Origin of the sequence: Burkholderia sp. Ax-1719 (assembly GCF_011753055.1) — a bacterium.
Classification (GTDB): domain Bacteria; phylum Pseudomonadota; class Gammaproteobacteria; order Burkholderiales; family Burkholderiaceae; genus Paraburkholderia.
This window is the reverse complement of sequence record NZ_VWWJ01000009.1, coordinates 224,772-242,426: the sequence shown is the minus strand read 5'-3', so window position 1 is coordinate 242,426 and position 17,655 is coordinate 224,772. Positions and strand designations below refer to the sequence as shown.

At 62.6% G+C, this 17,655-nt stretch carries 16 protein-coding genes and 1 pseudogene; 9 read left to right on the top strand and 8 right to left on the bottom strand.

The genetic code is table 11. From position 1 onward, the window contains the following. Positions 1 to 49 precede the first annotated feature (49 nt). From F3J17_RS18650 to F3J17_RS18630, 5 genes are all read left to right on the top strand, one after another. Positions 50 to 1,453 carry an MFS transporter gene (locus F3J17_RS18650; protein WP_167061761.1) on the top strand — a complete coding sequence of 468 codons (1,404 nt, stop codon included), beginning with the start codon at positions 50 to 52 and terminating at the stop codon, positions 1,451 to 1,453. Between the two features lie 26 nt (positions 1,454 to 1,479). Continuing rightward, complete coding sequence (locus tag F3J17_RS18645; RefSeq protein ID WP_167061758.1) at positions 1,480 to 2,532, top strand: Gfo/Idh/MocA family oxidoreductase; 1,053 nt, start codon at positions 1,480 to 1,482, stop codon at positions 2,530 to 2,532. Positions 2,533 to 2,732: 200 nt separating this feature from the next. Beyond that, the gene (locus F3J17_RS18640; RefSeq protein ID WP_167061755.1) at positions 2,733 to 3,083 is read left to right on the top strand and encodes a hypothetical protein; all 351 of its coding nucleotides are present in this window, start codon (positions 2,733 to 2,735) and stop codon (positions 3,081 to 3,083) included. After that, positions 3,080 to 3,565, top strand: a complete 486-nt coding sequence (locus F3J17_RS18635) for a hypothetical protein (protein WP_167061752.1) — start codon at positions 3,080 to 3,082, stop codon at positions 3,563 to 3,565. The genes F3J17_RS18640 and F3J17_RS18635 overlap by 4 nt, the downstream gene beginning before the upstream one ends. A gap of 60 nt (positions 3,566 to 3,625) precedes the next feature. After that, the gene (locus tag F3J17_RS18630) at positions 3,626 to 3,877 is read left to right on the top strand and encodes a PAAR domain-containing protein (RefSeq protein WP_167061749.1); all 252 of its coding nucleotides are present in this window, start codon (positions 3,626 to 3,628) and stop codon (positions 3,875 to 3,877) included. A 167-nt stretch (positions 3,878 to 4,044) separates the two neighbouring features. Here F3J17_RS18630 and F3J17_RS18625 read toward each other — a convergent pair whose 3' ends face one another. The 7 genes from F3J17_RS18625 to F3J17_RS18595 form a co-directional block, all read right to left on the bottom strand. Then, the gene (locus tag F3J17_RS18625; RefSeq protein ID WP_240161044.1) at positions 4,045 to 4,692 is read right to left on the bottom strand and encodes a TonB family protein; all 648 of its coding nucleotides are present in this window, start codon (positions 4,690 to 4,692) and stop codon (positions 4,045 to 4,047) included. A 58-nt stretch (positions 4,693 to 4,750) separates the two neighbouring features. Continuing rightward, a complete protein-coding gene (locus F3J17_RS18620; protein WP_167061746.1) occupies positions 4,751 to 5,152 on the bottom strand; it encodes a biopolymer transporter ExbD in 402 nt (133 codons plus the stop codon). Beyond that, entirely contained in the window at positions 5,149 to 5,799 is a 651-nt protein-coding gene (locus F3J17_RS18615) for a MotA/TolQ/ExbB proton channel family protein (RefSeq protein WP_167061743.1), read from the bottom strand. The genes F3J17_RS18620 and F3J17_RS18615 overlap by 4 nt, the downstream gene beginning before the upstream one ends. A 24-nt stretch (positions 5,800 to 5,823) precedes the next feature. Continuing rightward, positions 5,824 to 8,172: a TonB-dependent receptor gene (locus F3J17_RS18610; RefSeq protein ID WP_167061740.1), complete on the bottom strand. Its 2,349-nt coding sequence runs from the start codon at positions 8,170 to 8,172 to the stop codon at positions 5,824 to 5,826. A gap of 303 nt (positions 8,173 to 8,475) precedes the next feature. After that, complete coding sequence (locus F3J17_RS18605; protein ID WP_167061737.1) at positions 8,476 to 9,390, bottom strand: glutaminase; 915 nt, start codon at positions 9,388 to 9,390, stop codon at positions 8,476 to 8,478. A gap of 120 nt (positions 9,391 to 9,510) precedes the next feature. Then, a complete protein-coding gene (locus F3J17_RS18600; protein WP_167061734.1) occupies positions 9,511 to 10,179 on the bottom strand; it encodes a PAS domain-containing protein in 669 nt (222 codons plus the stop codon). 63 nt (positions 10,180 to 10,242) lie between these two features. Beyond that, positions 10,243 to 11,238, bottom strand: a complete 996-nt coding sequence (locus F3J17_RS18595) for an ornithine cyclodeaminase family protein (RefSeq protein ID WP_167061731.1) — start codon at positions 11,236 to 11,238, stop codon at positions 10,243 to 10,245. A gap of 214 nt (positions 11,239 to 11,452) precedes the next feature. Between F3J17_RS18595 and F3J17_RS18590 the strand changes: the two genes are divergently transcribed. Both F3J17_RS18590 and F3J17_RS18585 read left to right on the top strand, forming a co-directional pair. Further along, positions 11,453 to 12,190 carry an ABC transporter substrate-binding protein gene (locus F3J17_RS18590; RefSeq protein ID WP_240161056.1) on the top strand — a complete coding sequence of 246 codons (738 nt, stop codon included), beginning with the start codon at positions 11,453 to 11,455 and terminating at the stop codon, positions 12,188 to 12,190. 51 nt (positions 12,191 to 12,241) lie between these two features. Continuing rightward, positions 12,242 to 13,480: pseudogene (locus tag F3J17_RS18585) on the top strand (FAD-dependent oxidoreductase); the annotation flags it as partial. Positions 13,481 to 13,496: 16 nt separating this feature from the next. Here the strand turns inward: F3J17_RS18585 and F3J17_RS18580 are convergent. Continuing rightward, complete coding sequence (locus F3J17_RS18580; RefSeq protein WP_167061722.1) at positions 13,497 to 15,080, bottom strand: DHA2 family efflux MFS transporter permease subunit; 1,584 nt, start codon at positions 15,078 to 15,080, stop codon at positions 13,497 to 13,499. Between the two features lie 345 nt (positions 15,081 to 15,425). Here F3J17_RS18580 and F3J17_RS18575 point away from each other — a divergent pair, with 345 nt between their 5' ends. Both F3J17_RS18575 and F3J17_RS18570 read left to right on the top strand, forming a co-directional pair. Next, on the top strand, positions 15,426 to 16,070 hold the full coding sequence (locus F3J17_RS18575; protein ID WP_167061719.1) for a dienelactone hydrolase family protein: 645 nt from the start codon (positions 15,426 to 15,428) through the stop codon (positions 16,068 to 16,070). A gap of 393 nt (positions 16,071 to 16,463) precedes the next feature. After that, positions 16,464 to 17,564 (top strand): rod shape-determining protein, encoded by a 1,101-nt coding sequence (locus F3J17_RS18570; protein ID WP_167061716.1) that lies wholly within the window; start codon positions 16,464 to 16,466, stop codon positions 17,562 to 17,564. Positions 17,565 to 17,655: the final 91 nt, after the last annotated feature.

The window sequence follows — 17,655 nt, the reverse complement described above, 5'->3', positions numbered from 1 at the left end:
AGACGAAGCCGCACGTCGAACAAGCGGCGACAAAAATGGAGACGAGACGATGGGACAGGAGAGCTGCCATGGGCCGGATAGGCTGCATCAGACCCGCCAGACGCGCCGAGCGGCAGCAAGCGGCTGGATAGGTTCAGCGCTTGAATACTACGATTTCTTTATCTACGCGACCGCAGCGTCGCTGATTTTTCCCCAAATTTTCTTTCCGAAGGGCAACCCTACCGTTGCCATTGTGGCGTCGCTGGCGACATACGGCGTCGGCTATGTAGCGCGGCCTGTGGGAGCGTTTTTCCTTGGCCACATTGGAGATACGCACGGGCGTAAGAAGGTCCTCGTCACCTGCATGTTCTTGATGGGCTTTTCTACCATGGCAGTTGGGCTCTTGCCTACGTACCAACAGGTCGGAATCTTCGCGCCCGCCTTGCTGATGGTCATGCGCCTTATCCAAGGTTTCGCCGTTGCCGGAGAGATTTCGGGCGCTGCATCGATGATTCTGGAGCACGCGCCGTTCGGGCGCCGAGGGTACTACGCGAGCTTTACGCTTCAGGGTGTCCAGGCTGGCCAGATTCTGGCGGCCGCGGTATTCCTTCCACTCGCCCACTACATGCCCGAGGACGCGTTTATTTCGTGGGGCTGGCGAGTGCCTTTCCTGATGAGCTTCGTGGTCGTCATCGCCGGCTACATCATCAGAAGGAAAGTCGAGGAAACGCCAGCTTTCAAGGCGGAAGACGGCAATCATGCAGTGCCACGTTCGCCGATTTCCGAAGCGTTCCAATACAGCTGGCGAGACATGCTTCGTGTAGTCGGCATTGCATTGATGAACGTGATTCCGGTTGTGACGACGGTCTTTGGCGCTGCCTATGCCGTCCAGCCGGGCTACGGCATTGGCTTCGGTAAGGACGTTTTTCTGTGGATACCCGTTGTCGGCAACATTGTTGCGGTATTGGTGATTCCATTTGTCGGCAATCTCTCGGACAGGATAGGACGACGGCCGCCCGTCATTGTCGGGGCAATTGCGTCCGGACTGCTTTCGTTTGCATATCTGTACGCCATCAGCATTAAGAGCGTTCCGCTTGCAATCGCGATATCACTCCTGATGTGGGGCGTGCTTTATCAAGGCTACAACGCAGTCTTCCCGAGTCTCTTTCCAGAACTATTCCCCACGCGCACACGAGTGACGGCAGTTGCAATCGCTCAGAGCGTTGGCATCGCTATCACCGCGCTCCTTCCAGCACTCTTCGCAGCAGTGGCACCGCCCGGAGCCACGGGAATTCCGACCACCATTGGAGCAATGACATTCGTCATCACGCTTGTGGCAGCAGTAGCGGCGTGGAGTGCTCGCGAAACGTGTCGTACTCCTCTTGATGACTTGGGGAAACCCGACTCAAGCCCGATTGGGAACCCGGAGTATCAGGAAATGCGCCAGCAGGCTCTTAAGCAATCACGCGCATAGGCGCAACCCTCAAGGAGTAGCACAGCATGAACAAGCCCCGAATTGCCGTCGCTGGCGCCGGCTATATTGGACAGGCGCACATTGGTGCAGCAATCAGTAGCGGGACGTGTACGCTTTCGGCAATCGTCGACCCGTCGCCCGCAGCAAAAGTGCTCGCTGAGCAGGTCAACGTGCCGTTGTTCGCGACGCTTGACGAACTGTTTGCAAAGGACAAACCCGATGGGGTTGTGCTAGCGACGCCCAATCAGTTGCATGTCGCTCACTCACTGCAGTGTCTTGACGCGCAAGTTCCGATGCTGCTTGAGAAGCCCATCGCACCCACGGTCGCGGAGGCGCAGGCGCTTGTGCGTGCGGCGGAAGAGGTTGGTGTGCCGATTTTGATTGGTCACCACCGCGCGCACAGTCCCATCATGGCAAAGGCCCGCCAGGTAGTCGACTCTGGTGTCCTTGGGCGTCTCGTGGCAGTCACTGGTGCTGCAATGTTCGTGAAGCCCGACCACTACTTTGTCGATGCCCCGTGGCGCCGGGAGATTGGCGCGGGTCCCATCCTGTTAAACATGATTCACGAGGTGCATAACCTGCGCATGTTGTGCGGCGACATCGTTGCGGTGCAGGCGTTCAAGTCGCATACGGCTCGGGACTTCGCCGTCGAAGATACGGTTGCAATCAATCTCCGGTTCGCAAGCGGCGCACTCGGCACCTTCATGCTTTCGGACACTGCGGCGAGCGCGCGCAGTTGGGAACAGACTTCGCAAGAAAACAAGTCATATCCGACGTATGAAGATGAAGACTGCTATCTCGTAGCTGGTACGAATGGAAGTCTGGCCGTTCCCACGATGAGATTGAAAACCTACGCGCGAAGTGAGGACCGCTCCTGGTGGAAGCCTTTCGAAGTTGGTGTTGTCGGGATGGTCCGCGATGACCCCATCAAGCATCAGATGGAGCATTTTGCCGCTGTTGCCCGTGGCGAAACGGCGCCGTTGGTGTCGGCGCGCGATGGACTGAAAAACCTGCGAATTACAGAGGCTATCGTAGCTGCAGCAACCTCAGGCACTGTTGTCGAACTGCCAGTCGACTGAGACTTACCGAGAACGAGATACTGAAATGAAAGTCCTCATGCTTCATGGCATCAACCACAATATGTTCGGCAAGCGTGACCCAGTCCAGTCCAGTACAGGACGGTAGACACAATGCCAATTTCAGCGGGCTCGTTGCTGCACATAAGGCGAGGCTGGGGCAGCCGATCTATAGCGTTGCGAAACCCCCAGGCGTGTCGACGATGGAGTGCTGGAAGTATGTGAAAATCGGGCTGCTGGCTTCGGGCATGGTCGATTCGTATCCGGCGCAGGTCGAAGCCAAGGACGCTGGCATCGATCTTCAGGCGGCCGGATTCAGAAACGTCCTTGCCGATCCATCCTTGCATATCAAGAGTCCCTACGACGCGCCCGAGGGGGCGGTGATCGTGTACGGTACGACGGACGGATCAACGCATGGTCATGCCGAGGTCGTATTGCCAGGGCCTTTGTTCGCAAGCGATTACATCAGCCCGAATAGCCGGGTCATGCGTAAGGGCGAACCGCCCACGCTTATTGGAAAGGGTCGAAGAGTGACGGGAGTCTGGGTTAAATGAAATGGAAGGCCTGGTTTTTGGTGTGCGGCACGGTATTTTCGTGCTGGTCGGCAACCGCTCACGCGGATCAGGGCGGCGCCGACCCCTTCACCGCGTTTCAGCAACGCTTCGGCGGCAATCAGGCATTTGTCTGCGCGGCTCCGGGCGGAAAGAAGCTTTCCGTGAGCGTGAACGTACCTCAGGCTGACGAGGACCTGATGAAGTCGGTCCCTCGCCAGCAGTGGGGCAGTGCGCTGTCGATCTATCTCTCCAGAGCGGAGGGCAAGCCAATCGATGTCTCGTGGGGAACGCCGAAATTCGACCCGTCGATGAAATTCATGTCAATACGACTTCAGAACGGAAAGACGCTTGTTTTCGAGCGGTTTCGAAATATCCCCGATCCTGATGCGGACGAACAGCATTTCGATCACAAGCCGTATTTCGATCTGACGATCGATGGCGGAGAAAAGCTGCATTGCAGTCAGGTCTTCAACTCGCCGTGACGGTGGAAATTTCGTTAATCCCTTTGGGGCCTGCGGCGATCGCCAGGCGAAGGAGACGTCATGATTAATCTGATTCGACTCGGCGATTCCACTGACCATGGAGGTGAGGTGATTACCGCCTCGGAGACCATGCGCTACGGTGGGCGCCGTGTCGCGCGCAAAGGGGACCTCGTGAAGTGTCCGCAGCATCCGGACGTAAATCCGAATGTGATTCTGGAAGGCGATGCCAGGATAGCTGACCGTGGCGTTTGGGTCGCTCGACAGGGACACCGTACGACATGTGGGTGTACGCTGATTTCGAGCATCGCGTAAGTGGCTGCTTTGCTGCGAGCCACGCAGATGATGTCGCCGCTACCGGTCAATGCGCGGATTGCTGGAATATCCATGGGTGTTTCGCAGCGAATCCGTACCATCGTCGGCGAATCCTCAGAAAATCGATCGCCCGATTCGGGTAATCGACCATTCCAGCGCCAGCGGCTTCAATCGACGTTGAAATGGACGCGAATGTCCTGTTCGCTTTCGACTGGGCGTCCATTCTTCATCGCCGGAAAAAACCGCCAGTTGCGCAGCGTTGCCAGCAACAACTGATTTAGTCGCGGATTTTGTGTGGGCTTTGTCAGGACGACATCGACCGACCCATCGGCATGAATGGTGAAGCGCGCCAGCGCGATGGCTTGATACGCATATTCGCGCAGATCGTCGGGCAAGACGGGCAGCGGTTGAAGGAGCGGACGCGCGGCGCCTTCCTCGCTTGCGGTGGCTGTACGCTCAGCTTGTGGCTCGCTGGCCGATGTTGCATTCGATGATATGGAATCCGTATTAAATTTTGATGGCGGCGACGAAATGGCAGGAGCGGGCGTTGCTCCAGAATCAACCCGATGAACGACCGCCGCAGTGCGCAGTGGAGCGGTCCGCGTCGGTGCCGAGTGAGGGTGCGACGGAAGTTGCGACTGAGAGACAACACGAGGCTGCGACGACGCGGCGGGTTTTGGCGCAGGCGCAGGCATCTCGACGAAGCGAGCATCCAGCGCGACGGGTGGCATTGGCGCGGCAGGCGGTTCAAGCAGGCGCAGCAAAGCGGAGGCCAGCGCCGACCACAGCGCAGCCGCAAGCAGCAGCTCCAGCATCGCAACCGCCGTCAATCGCATCCTGGGCTGATCCCGCTTTCGCGCCACCTCCGGACTCTTAGCTGCCACGCTGAACCGCGATCAGAAAGTGGCTGGCGCCGCCTTGGCGCGCCTGCAACATGGCCTGCGTCACCAGCCCGTGCGACGCACCGGAATCGGCGGCAATGACAACATCGCCGTCCGCGTGCAACCTGCGCCGCACCGTGGACGCAATATCGCGAAGCGCGACAGCCTGACGGTCGATCTGGATTTGCCCGTCCTGGCTGATGCTTAGCGTGAGGGCTTGCTGTGTGGCGAGCGGTTGCGCTTCGCCTTGCGGTAGATCGAGCTTCACCGCGTCAAGACGCTGCATCGTCAGCGATGTGAGCATGAACGTAGCGAGCAGAAAGAACATCACATCGATCATCGGAATGATTTCGATGCGCCCGCGTTTCGTGCGCCGAGTGCGCCGCAGCTTCACGATGCCCGCTCCGTACGCTCGCGCGCGAGCCGCATCTCGCCGAGCCAGACGTTGGCAAGCGTTTCGAGGTCTTCGAGCAGCGTTTCAATGCGGCGCGAGAAATAGTTGAACGCGAATAGCGCAACCAGCGCAATCACCAGACCGATGGCCGTGGCGACGAGCGCCTGCGCCACGCCGCCAGTCACGCCCGCCGGATTGACGAGGCCGTGATTGCCGATCAACCTGAACGCCTGCATCATGCCGACGATCGTGCCCAGCAGTCCCAGCAGCGGCGCAGCTGTCACGATGGTCTCCAGCACCCACAAGCCGCGCGATACGTCGCGTTGCACGTCGGTGGCCAGCGCTTGCGCGCGTGCTTCGATCCACCAATCGGGTTTCGCCGCGTGGCCAATGAGCGGTTCGAGCAGGCGTCGCGCGGCATGCCGCGGAGGCAGCTTCAAAAGCAGCGGTAAAAGCTGCGCTTCGCGCGCTTGCGATGCAACGGGATCGCCCACGAACATCTGCATGTCGCGCCACGACGCGACGCGCCAGAACACCCACGCACGATCGAGAACGATGGCGAGCGCGACGATCGCGAGCAGGCTAAGCGGATAAACCATCCATCCGCCAATACGCGCCGCCTGCACGATTCCCAGCCAGTCTTGCATGATGCTTTTCCTGTTTAACCGTGGTCAGAAGTATTTCGTGACGCCTGCATAAAAGGCGCGGTACGGCCCATATTGCGGAGCAAACACGCCGATGCCCGAACCATCTCTAAGCTCATAAGTTCTGCCAAACGCATTGACGACGACAAAACGCCCGTCGACCTTGCCGAGCATCGGCAAGTTGAAGTGCTGGATCACAGCTAGATTGACCTGCGCATAGAGCGGCAGTTTGCCTGTGTTGGCAAAGCCGCTGCGCAGGCCGCTGCCGACTGTGCCGTCCGCTGTGAAGGTGGTCTGATGCCATGCGTAGCTGCCGCCAAACGAGGCAGTCACGCGCTGGTCGTGGTCGAGAAAGACCCAGTGATTGGCGATAAAGGCAAGTTCGTCCGCGCCGAAATTGAATTGCGCCGAATCGACATCCTTGCCTTGCGCACGGCTAAAGGCGAGATTCAGGTAAGCGGAAACATTATCGTGCTTGTAGTTGGCCGTGAATTCCACGCCATAGACGCGGCCATATCGGTAATTGAACGGCGTATAAATCAGCGCCGCGCCAAACTGGCCGAGGTCGAGCAGGTTGTGCGCTTTCTTGTAGTACGCATCGAGCCCGAGGGTGAGGTCCGCGCCAATCTGCTGCGTCACGCCCAGATCGAAATAATCGTCGCGCTCGGGTTGCACGGGATCGTTCTGGGTGACTGCGCTCTGATTCGTCGTGCCGTTATAGCGGCTGAGCGTCGAGCTCGATACCAGTTCGAAAGAGGGCGGTGTGAAATAGCGCGCGTAACCCGCGTGAAACGTGGTCGTTGGCGTGAGTTTGAATACAAGGCCGATGCGCGGACTCAGCTGGTTGGCCTGGACATACTCGTCCATGCCGTCGTAGCGCAGGCCATAGTTCAGCGTCAGGCGACTATTGATCTTCCACTCGTCCTGCAGATAGGCGCTGTAAAGATAGCCCGTTTTGCTGCTTGAATCGGCCAGCGTGAAGGGAATGTCGGAGATCTGGTTGCCGTCGGCGTCGGCGGGAAACACGGTGACGCTGTCATTGAACTGCGCATGTTCCTGCTGGAACAGTAGGCCCGCGCGCAGCGTGTGGCTATCGTTCAGGCGATACGTCGTATCGGCTTGCAGGCCGTTTGCGGTGTCGTTGTGAAAATCTTTCGAAGCAACGCCATTGAAGATCAGGTCGCCCACCGGATCGGGATTGAACTGCGTGCGGGTGTAACGCGTAAACAGCGCGACCTGATAATCGAGTGCCGCGCCATTCGTGCCCTGCAGCGCAATCACGGCGAAGTTGTTGAGTTCCGATTGCGTTTCATTGAGATTCGCGGAATCGAACGTCGATGTGCCCGCCAGACTATAAGCAGGCGTGAGGCCTGGCGTGTTGGGAATTTCGAACTGATTCGCCGAGGTGCCGAACATCACGCTCACACGCGTGAGCGGATTGATCAGATACGACATATAGCCAAACGCATTGCCTTGCCGTGTGTGATCGTGAATCGGGTTTGGCGAAGCGGTGGGCGATTCGATGCCCAGATTGTTCTCGCCCAGCGAACCGCTAAAGAAATAGCTGAAATCGCCTTTGCTACCGTACACGTCGGCGCTGGTCTGAAGCGTCTGGTGGCTGCCGCCATAGACGTCGATCGAACCGCCATTGCCAAAATCGCCCGATTTCGTGCGGATATCGACGATACCCGCAGTGCGGTAGCCATATTCCGCCGGCAGCGCGCCGGTGAGCAGATTCACCTGGTCGATGATGCGCGTGTCGAGCGACTGACCGAAGCCGCTGATCGGCTCCGGAATCATGATGCCGTTGATGCGGTATTGCAGATCGGCGTGATCGCCGCGTACATGCAACTGGCCATACGAATCGTCGGCGACGCCAGGCGCTTGCAGCAGCACCTGATTGAGTGGCGTGTTCGAGCCTTGCGGCATGGCCTGAATGTCGGCCTGGGTGATGCGGTAGATGCTGCTGCCCGTTTCCGGCAGCAGTCCATTGCGCGCCTCGTCAAGACGTTTGGCCTTGACCTGGACATCGAGCGTGGTGTCCTTGTCGAGCACGATGGCCACTGAGATGGGCGTGCTGGATGCTGCCGTCGCAATCTGGGTAGTCTTTGCGAAACCTGCCGCGGTCACGCCGATCGCGTAGGTGCCCGGCGCAATATTCTGGAGTTCGAAATGTCCGCGCGAATCGGTCGTGGTGTGCCCGGCGCTCGATCCGTTCGCGCCAGTCAGCGCAATATCGGCCCTGGCGATGGGCTTGCCGCCTGCATCGTGCACCGTGCCGCCGATGGTGCTGATTTCCGTGGCCCATACGTGCGGAGTCGTGACGGCTGAAGCAAACAAAAGGGCTGCCTGCGCGGCAAGTGTGCGGTGGTTCATGGTCCCGATGCTGGTCGATGTTTCTGGCGGCGACGTGTCGTCCTTTATTGGAGTGAAATGATATAACGTAACATTCAGAGTTGCCGAGGGGATTTTTATTTCAAAATCCTTACCGGATGCGCGGATATGCTTTTGAAATTGAAATGAAATTCAATTAAAAGGAATCGGGACAGGAAGAGGTCCGCAGATCTGCGCGGATTTGAACGGTGACGGCCGGGGTACGAGAAGCCCACGCAGCGGCGGGAAAGCATCCAGCCGATACGCAGCGTTGCACTGCGCATCGGCACTAACGTCGGCGCGATATCAGAAAATCGACTGCCCGGTTCGGGTAGTCAACCACTCCAGCGCCAGCGAGCCCACCTGCGAGTTGCCATTCGCATCGAGCCCCGGCGACCACACGCACACCGCGAATTCACCCGGCAGCACCGCGACGATCCCGCCGCCCACACCGCTTTTCGCAGGCAGTCCAACGCGATACACAAAATCGCCGGCCGCGTCATAGGTGCCGCAAGTCAGCATCAGCGCCGAAAGCCGCTTGGCCGAACTGGCATCGAGCACCTGCTCGCCGCTCGCGGGCGAGACGCCGCCATTGGCGAGAAATAGCGCCGCGCGCGCCAGTTCCACGCAGCTCATCGAGATCGCGCACTGACGGCAATACGCGTCGATCACCGCATCGGCGGCCATTTCCAGGTTGCCGAAACTGGCGATGAAATGCGCCATCGCGCGATTGCGCTCGGCGTGTGCGAGTTCCGATTGCGCGACCTTGAGGTCGTAGCCAATGCTGACTTCGCCCGACAGCCGCCGCACGAAATCCACCAGTGCCGTTTCCGCCTGCACGAAGCGGCGGCACAGCACGTCAGTGACGACCAGCGCGCCCGCGTTGATGAACGGATTGCGCGGCTTGCCGCCTTCGAATTCGAGTTGCACCAGCGAATTGAACGCGGTGCCCGACGGCTCGCGGCCCACGCGGTCCCACAGTGCATCGCCCATCAGCTGAAAGGCCAGCGTGCAGGCGAACAGCTTCGAAATACTCTGGATCGAAAAGCGTGTGTCGGCGTCGCCGGTGCGATGAACCTGGCCGTCGACAGTGACGATCGCCATGCCGAAGTGATTGGGGCTGACCGTGGCGAGTTCGGGGATGTAATCGGCGACGCGGCCGCGGCCGATGTGCGGTTGCAGATCGCGATGGATCGCGTCGAGGATGGGCGTGTAGTTCATGGACGTCGCGAGAAGGGCGGCGCGGCCGGGCGCGCGCCGCAGTCCGGCGATTGTAGCGATTCACCCGCTGCGGCGCGACTCCATCGCGGCCAGGGCGATCAATCGTCGATCAACGGCCATTCAGCCCGCATCGCCCTTCATCTCGCGCAGATGCTTGTAGACCGTGGCGCGCCCCATGCCCAGCACCTTCGCCACGTAGTTCGCCGAACTCTTGCCCTTGAACGCGCCTTCGGCATGAAGCGCCTCGACGAGTTCGCGCCGGTGCTCGCGCGTGAGCGCGTTGAGCGCCACCTGGCGCTCGCGCAGCCAGCCGTGCAGAAACGTGTTGATGCGCTCCTGCCAGTCGTCCTTGAACAGTTCTTCCGGCTGCGCGATCACACCCGCACCGCGCAGGAACAGATCGAGCGTCGACTGCATGTCGTCGAAGGCGGCAATGTTGAAGTTGATGCACATGACGCCCGCCGCGCGGCCTTCATCATCAAACAGCGCCGTGCTGACGCAGCGCATGCGCCGGCCGTCCCAGTTCACCTTCTCGTACGGCCCGAGCAGCTTGTTGCGCGTGGTTTCCTCGACATCCTCAAGCGCGGAATCGTCGCCGATCTCGCGCTTCGAGAGATTGTTCGAAAGATACGCCACGGTCTGATCGGCGAGATCGTGGATCACCACTTCGGCGAACGGGAAGAACAGCGTCGTGATGCTGTCCGCGACGTGCGCGTAGCGTTCGAGCAGGCGCGCACGCGACGCGGAATGCGGCGGCGCTTTCTTGCTGGCGGATTTCGTTTTCTGCATCGGACGGGGACCGTGGCTGTCGCATCGAAGAGGACGACGATGATACTGCTTATTGTGCGCGACTCATGGCGCGCGATGTTGCTGTTCGCGCAGATGCGTGTAAAGCGCGTAGGCCACCGCCATGTCTTCGAGGCCCAGCCCGATCGAGCGGAAGAACACATGACGCGTGTAGCCGGGGCGCGGGCAGGCGTCGTTGGCGAGTTCGCCCAGATCTCCGACGATCGCATCCGGCGACCAGCCGTGCTCGCGCGCGGCAATCGTCATTTCACCGGCGCTGTGCGGCGTCGTACGACGGTAGTCGCAATACACGTCGAGCGTGGGCAGCGCGGCCGGATCGATTTCATGCGCCTGGGCGACGTTGGTGCTGATGGAGGTGATGAGCGCCGGTTTCGTGAGCGCATCGAGCGCGATCACCGGCTTGCCCGACGAGGTGCAGAGCATGACGACATCGGCGTCGGCGATGCAGGCCACGGCACTTTCGGCGACGCTCACGCGCGCGTCCACGGCGCGGAGCTGATCGGCACGCTGCGCATCGCCCGCGAGCGAAGGCGACCACACGGCGATGCTGTCCCACGCGCGCAGCGGCGCGACGTGGCGGATATGCGCGAGCGCCACGTCGCCCGCGCCGATCACGGCAAGGCGACGCGCTTCGCGCGGCGCGAGCTGGTCGACGGCCAGCGCGGTGGTGCCCGCGGTGCGTTCGGTCGTGAGCAGTGCGGCGTCGCACCACATCAGCGGCTGGCCGGTCTGGGTCGACATCAGCGCCGTCCAGGCCGTGATGATGGGCTTTGCGCCGTCCACGCCCGCAATGTAGGGCGAGAGTTTCGCGCCGAACACACCGGCCTCGGCCAGCACGCCCAGATAGGTGATGTAGTCGCCCGCCTGTTGCGGAAAGAGGGAGAGCGTCTGCGGCGGCTGGACCGCGTTGCCGCGTCCGAGCGAGCCGAACATGTCGGCGAGCGCGCCGCGCACGTCGAGGGCGGGCAGCGCGGCGCGAACCTGCGCGGCATCGGCGATAAACGGCGCGACGCTCGCGCCCGGAAGGATCGTTGCGTTCATGGTGCGGCTCCTGAGTGGACTTTTTTGTCCATTCTAGACTTTATTTTTATTTTTCGTCTATATTCGGCGTGTGGCTGCGGCCCGCCGCCCGACCTCATGACGACCTTCAAGACCTCATTTCGATATGGTGACGACGATGAACACAAAGACGATTCGCTATGCGCGCCGTGCGCGGCTCGCGGGACTGGCTGCGCTGCTGGGCGCGGGACTCGGCATGATGACGGCGGCGCACGCGCAGGACCCGCAGACCTTGCGTTTCGGCGTGGAGGCGTCGTATCCGCCGTTCGAGAGCAAGGCGCCGTCGGGCCAGTTGCAGGGCTTCGATATCGACATCGGCAATGCCGTATGCCAGCGCATGCAGGTCAAATGCGTGTGGGTCGAGAACAGCTTCGATGGTCTGATCGCGGCACTGGAAGCGCGCAAGTTCGACGTCATCAATTCGGCGATGAACATCACGGACAAGCGCCGTCAGCAGATCGATTTCACGCCGGCTGTCTACGTCATGCCGATCCAGATGGTGGCGAAGCGCGGTGCGGGCCTGCAGCCGACGCCGGCGAGCCTCAAGGGCAAGCAGATCGGCGTGCTGCAAGGCTCGACGCAGGAAGACTATGTGCGCAAGCATTGGGCGTCGCAGGGCGTGTCGATCGTCACCTATGAGAACCAGGACCAGATTTTTGCGGACCTCGCGGCGGGGCGTCTGGACGGGGCCGTGCAGGAAGTGCAGACTGCCACCGACGGCTTTCTGTCGAAGCCGCAGGGCAAGGGCTTCGATTTCGCGGGCGCGCCGCTCAAGGACCCCGCCACGCTCGGCGAGGGCACCGGCTTCGGCCTGCGCAAGAACGACGCGGCGTTGCGGGCCAAGGTGGTCGCGGCGCTCGATTCGCTGCGTCAGGACGGCACGCTCGCAAAACTGTCGATGAAATATTTTGGCCGCGACATCGTCGCGAAGTGACGGGGTATCGATGGTAACTTCACGAACTGCTATGGACTCCAGAGGAATGGCATGAGCAAGGACGCGATCGTGCTCGGCGCGGGCATCGTCGGCGTGAGCGTGGCGCTGCATCTGCAGGCGCGGGGCGTGCGCGTCACGCTGGTGGATCGGCGCGCGCCCGGCGAGGAGACCAGTTTCGGCAACGCCGGGCTGATCGAGGCGTCGTCGGTGGTGCCGTATGGCTTCCCGCGCGACTGGCGCACGCTGCTGCGCCTCGCGCGCAACGATTCGACGATGCTGCGCTACGACGTGCGCTCGCTGCCTGCCTACGCGCGCTGGCTTGCCACGTTCTGGCGCGAGTCCGCGCCGCAGCGGCTGGCGGGCGCGGCGCGCGATATGCTGCCGCTCATTTCGCGTTGCGTCGCGGAGCACGAGGCGCTGATCGCGCGCACTGACTTGCAGGCGCTCGTGCGTCCGGTCGGCTGGCTGGAGGCGTATCGTTCGGCGGAGCAATTCGAGCGCGAGCGTGAGGCGGCCACGCATCTTGCCGCGGAGCATGGTCTGCGCACGGAGACTTTCGACGCCGCAGGCTTGCGCGCCGCCGAGGCCTCGCTCAGCGAAGGGTATGCGGGCGCGATCCACTGGATCGATCCGGCGAGCGTGGCCGATCCCGGCGCGCTCGTGAAGGGCTACGCGGACTTGTTCGTGCGCGAGGGCGGGCGGTTCGTGAAAGGCGACGCGCAGACCTTGCGCGCGCAAGGCAGCGGCTGGCAGGTGCAGACTGATGAGGGCCCGCTCGGTGCGGAACTCGCCGTGGTGGCGATGGGCCCGTGGTCGGATCAGGTGACGGCGTCGCTGGGTTACCGCGTGCCGCTGATGGCCAAGCGCGGCTATCACATGCACTACGCGAGCGCGGCAGGCGCACCGTTATTGCGACCCGTGGTGGATATCGAAGGCGGTTATGTGGTGGCGCCGATGCGGCGCGGCCTGCGTCTGACGACCGGCGTGGAACTGACCACGCGCAACCGGCCGCCCAACTATGCGCAGCTCGACGCCGCCGAGCGCGCCGCGCGGCCGGTGTTCGGGCTAGGCGGGCGACTCGATGACAAACCGTGGATGGGCATGCGTCCCTGCACGCCGGACATGCGCCCGGTGCTCGGTCCTGCGCCGCGCCACGCGGGGCTGTGGTTCGCGTTCGGCCACAACCATCATGGCCTGACGCTCGGGCCGGTGACGGGGCGTCTGGTCGCGGAAATGATGACGGGCGAAACGCCGTTCACCGATCCCGCGCCGTATTCGCCGCAACGCTTCGCCGGAGACTGGCGTTTCAGTGCGCCCCGGCTGCGCCGCCGCCACCGCCGCGCGTTGACTTCGTGATCCAGATCAGCGGAATGATGGCGAGAAAGATGATCGCCGAGATATAGAAGATGTCGTTCAGGCCCATCATCGCGGCCTGCGTCGTTAGCTGGAAGTCGAACAGCGCGCGCGCCGATGGCTCGCTGATATGCAGGAGCGTCTGCGTGTTTTCGATCGACTGGCGAAACACGGGATTGTCGATCGAAGCCTGTTCTGTAAGACGTTCGTGGTGCAGCACCGTGCGGTTGTTCCAGGCGTTCGTCGAGATCGATGTGCCCACCGCGCCGCAGAACACGCGCACGAAGTTCGACAGACCCGCCGCCGCCGGTATCCTGCCTGGCGGCTGCCCCGCCAGAATGATTGCGGTAAGCGGCACGAAGAACAGCGCCATCGGAATGCCCTGCAGCAGCGTGGGCAGCACGAGATGGAACGTGTCGATCTCGATCACGTATCTTGAGCGCATGAAGAACACCACGGCGAACAGCACGAACGCGCAGGTGGCGATAATGCGCGCATCCGAGCGCGGCAGGATGCGCCCCACGACCGGCGCGAGAATCACGGCGAAAATCCCGAGCGGCGCGGTCACCAGCCCCGCATCGACGGAGCGGTAGTTCAGGTATTCCTGCATCCACTGCGGCAGTAGCACGAGATTGCCGAAGAACACGCCATACGCCACCGAAATCGCAATCGTGCCGCCCAGGAAGTTGCGCTGCCCGAATAGCCTCAAATCGACGATGGGATGCGCTTCGGTCAATTCCCACACGAGGAAGAACGCGAAGCTGATCAGCGCCACCACGCCCAGCCCCACGATCAGGGGCGAGTTGAACCAGTCGAGGTCCTTGCCTTTGTCGAGCAGGATTTGCAGCGACGCGACCCAGGCGATCAAAAGACCCAGGCCCACGATGTCGATGGGCGGCTTGCGCGTGGGCGATTCGCGGTTGCGGTAGATGCTCCATGTCACGAAGCCCGCGAACAGCCCCACCGGAATGTTGATGTAGAAGATCCACGACCAGTTGTAGCTGTCGGTGATCCAGCCGCCGAGCGCGGGGCCGGCAATCGGGCCGACCGTCGTGGTCATGGCCCAGAAGGCGAGCGCCGTCGACGATTTGTCCTTCGGCCAGGAGCCTAAGAGGATCGCTTGCGAGAGCGGAATCAGCGGGCCGGCCACCGCGCCCTGCAATACGCGGGCGATCAGCAGAAAGGGCAGGCTGGGCGCGATGCCGCAAAGCCAGGAGGCGAGTACGAAGGAAAGAATCGACGCCACGAACAGGCGCACCTGGCCAAAGCGCTGCGTAAGCCAGCCGGTCAGCGGAATCGACACGGCATTGGCTGCCGCGAACACCGTGATGACCCAGGTGCCTTCGTCCACCGACACGCCCAGGTCGCCCGAAATCGTCGGAATGGCGACGTTGGCGATCGAGGTGTCCAGCACGTTCATGAAGGTCGCCAGCGCCACGGCGACGGTTGCGAGAATCAGCCGGCCGCCTTCGAGCGGCGGCGGCGCGGGTGGGGCCGGCGGGGCGGGAGGCGTGGCTGAGGCAGCTGGCTGGTTCAAGCTTCTTCTCCGCGTGATCCGGTGATGCAAAACCGGTGCTGCAAAGCTGGAAAAGCCCGCGCGAGGCAGGCTGGAGTTGCGGCAAGCATAACCGCAATCGCCAAAGGCCATCCAGGCAGGTGTCAGCAGCCACACGTGGGAAAGGGGCTTGGCAGCGGCCCGTGCGCGCGTGCGTCGTGCTGACTATGGCCTTTCGCCTGGCGGTCGCGCCGACGCAATCTGCAAGCCCGGCGTATCCTTGCGGCTGGCGCGGGGGAGCGCAAGCGCGCTGCCCGGCGTTTCAACATCGACCCTCGCGCGCAGGGTCCGCATTTGTCAGAAACACGCCCACAGGGGATCTCCAGAATGAGCTGGGAACAATTCGATGGTGGCTGGCGTCTCGCGCCGGCCGAAGGCGCGCCACGCGCGCTGGTCGTGCTGCTGCACGGCGTGGGCAGCAATGCCCGCGATCTGATGCCGCTCGCCGATGCGTGGCGCGATGCGCTGCCCGGCGTCGCGTTCGCCTCGCTCGACGGCAGCGAGCCGTTCGACGGTGGCTTTGGCGGGCGTCAGTGGTTCAGTCTGCGCGACGTGAACGAAGCGAATCGCGGTGCACGCGTGGCCGCAGCCGCGCCGGTGCTGCAAAAACGTCTCGCCGATGAACTCGCGCACTGGGGCCTGGGCGCCGATAAGCTTGCGCTGGTGGGCTTCTCGCAAGGCTCGATCATGTCGCTCTATCTGGTAGCGACGCAGCCCGCCGGTTTCGCGGGCGTGGTCGCTTACGCGGGACGTCTTTCGGCGCCGGTGTCCGCGCAGAACCGCACGCCGCTCACGCTCGTGCACGGCGAAGACGACAACGTGATCCCCGTGCAGGAACTTGAACGTGCGGCGACCGCGTTCAGCGACGCGGGCTATGCAGTGGCCGCTTACGCGCTGCCAGGCGTCGGTCACACGATCACGGCGCAAGGCGCGATGCTGGGCCGCGATGCGCTGGTGCGCGTGCTGGGCTAACTACACGCCAGAAAACCCCTCCACGCGCGACGCCCGTCCCGCCGTGTCAATCAGCTCAGGCCGCACAACATGGCGGCCTGACGCATTTTTTCCACACTTCGCGTTTACGCTGTCGGGTTATTTCTGTTGCGGTTAAAGTCTCGCCCGGCTGATGCCGTAAACAGAGCCAGTGGGCCGTCATGGCTCCATGCGCCCGGCGCGCGTTGCATCATTCGCCAAGAGTTAATCGTCAGCAGAATCGTTCAATCGGGGATTGAATAGTTCAGCTGATTGTTTCTTATCGTTACGATTTGTTCAGACGATTGCACTAACGATTGTTTCGACGACGAAGCGCCGGGTTCGGATTCCGGGAGCGTGCCGCCGGCGCGCGCGCTCCTCATACACAACGACGACATGGCCCGAGCCACGCGGCAATCATCATTTCTGCACACACTGTCCCGCCACGCCGACCGCAACTCGGTGGCGGTCGACCTCGGCACGGCCAATACGCTGATCTACACGGCGGAGGGCGGCATCGTGCTCGACCAGCCTTCCGTAGTCTGCTTCGAGCGCAACGGTTACAAGAGCCGCAAGATCAAAGGCAAGGGCGCTGATGCGAGCGTCGCCGCCGTCGGCACGGAAGCCAAGGCGCTCGTCGGGCGCGCGCCGCAGAATCTCGAAACCGTGAAGCCGTTGTCGCACGGCGTGATCGCCGATTTCCTCGCGGCCGAGCACATGATGCGCCGCTTCGTGGCGATGGCGAAGCCACGTCGCCTGCTCAGCCGCCGTTCGGCGTTCACGGTCTGCGTGCCGGGCGACGCCACGCGCGTCGAGCGCCGCGCGATCCGCGAAGCGGCTTTCGCATCGGGCGCGGCCAGCGTGAACTTGATCGACGAATCGCTGGCGTCCGCGCTGGGCGCCGGGCTGCCGGTGAGCGCGGCGACCGGATCGATGGTCGTCGATATCGGCGGCGGCACGACGGAAGTGGGCGTGATCGCGCTGGGCAGCGTGGCGTGCGGCGGTTCGCTGCGGGTGGGCGGCGACCAGTTCGACCGCGCCATCATCGAGCACGTGCGCAATCTCTACGGCGTGATTCTGGGCGAGCAGACCGCCGAGCACCTCAAAGTGACGATCGGCAGCGCGCTGCGCGGCGAGCCCGTCGAGCGCCTGCGCGCAACGGGCCGCAGCCTCGAAGACGGCCTGCCGCGCACCATCGAAATCACCAGCGAAGATATCGCCGATGCGCTGGCCTTCCCGCTGCGTCAGGTGATCGGCGTGGTGCGCCAGGTGTTTGAGAGCGCGCCGCCCGAACTCGTGACCGATATCGCCGATAGCGGCATCGTGCTGACTGGCGGCGGCGCGCTGCTGGGGCGCCTCGACCAGTGTCTGGCGGCCGAACTGGGCGTGCCGGTGCGGGTGGCCGATGCGCCCTTGACCTGCGCCGTGCGCGGCGCGGGCGCGGCGGCTGCGGGCGCCGTGGCGGCAGACCAGCCGGCCTTCAGCGCCTACGACTGATCCCTGCGGGAACCCGCGCGCAGGGGCCGCTCAAAGCGAGGCCCGGCGGCCCGGGCGCGCTCGTGCGACAATACGCGCCTTTCGCTTTTCT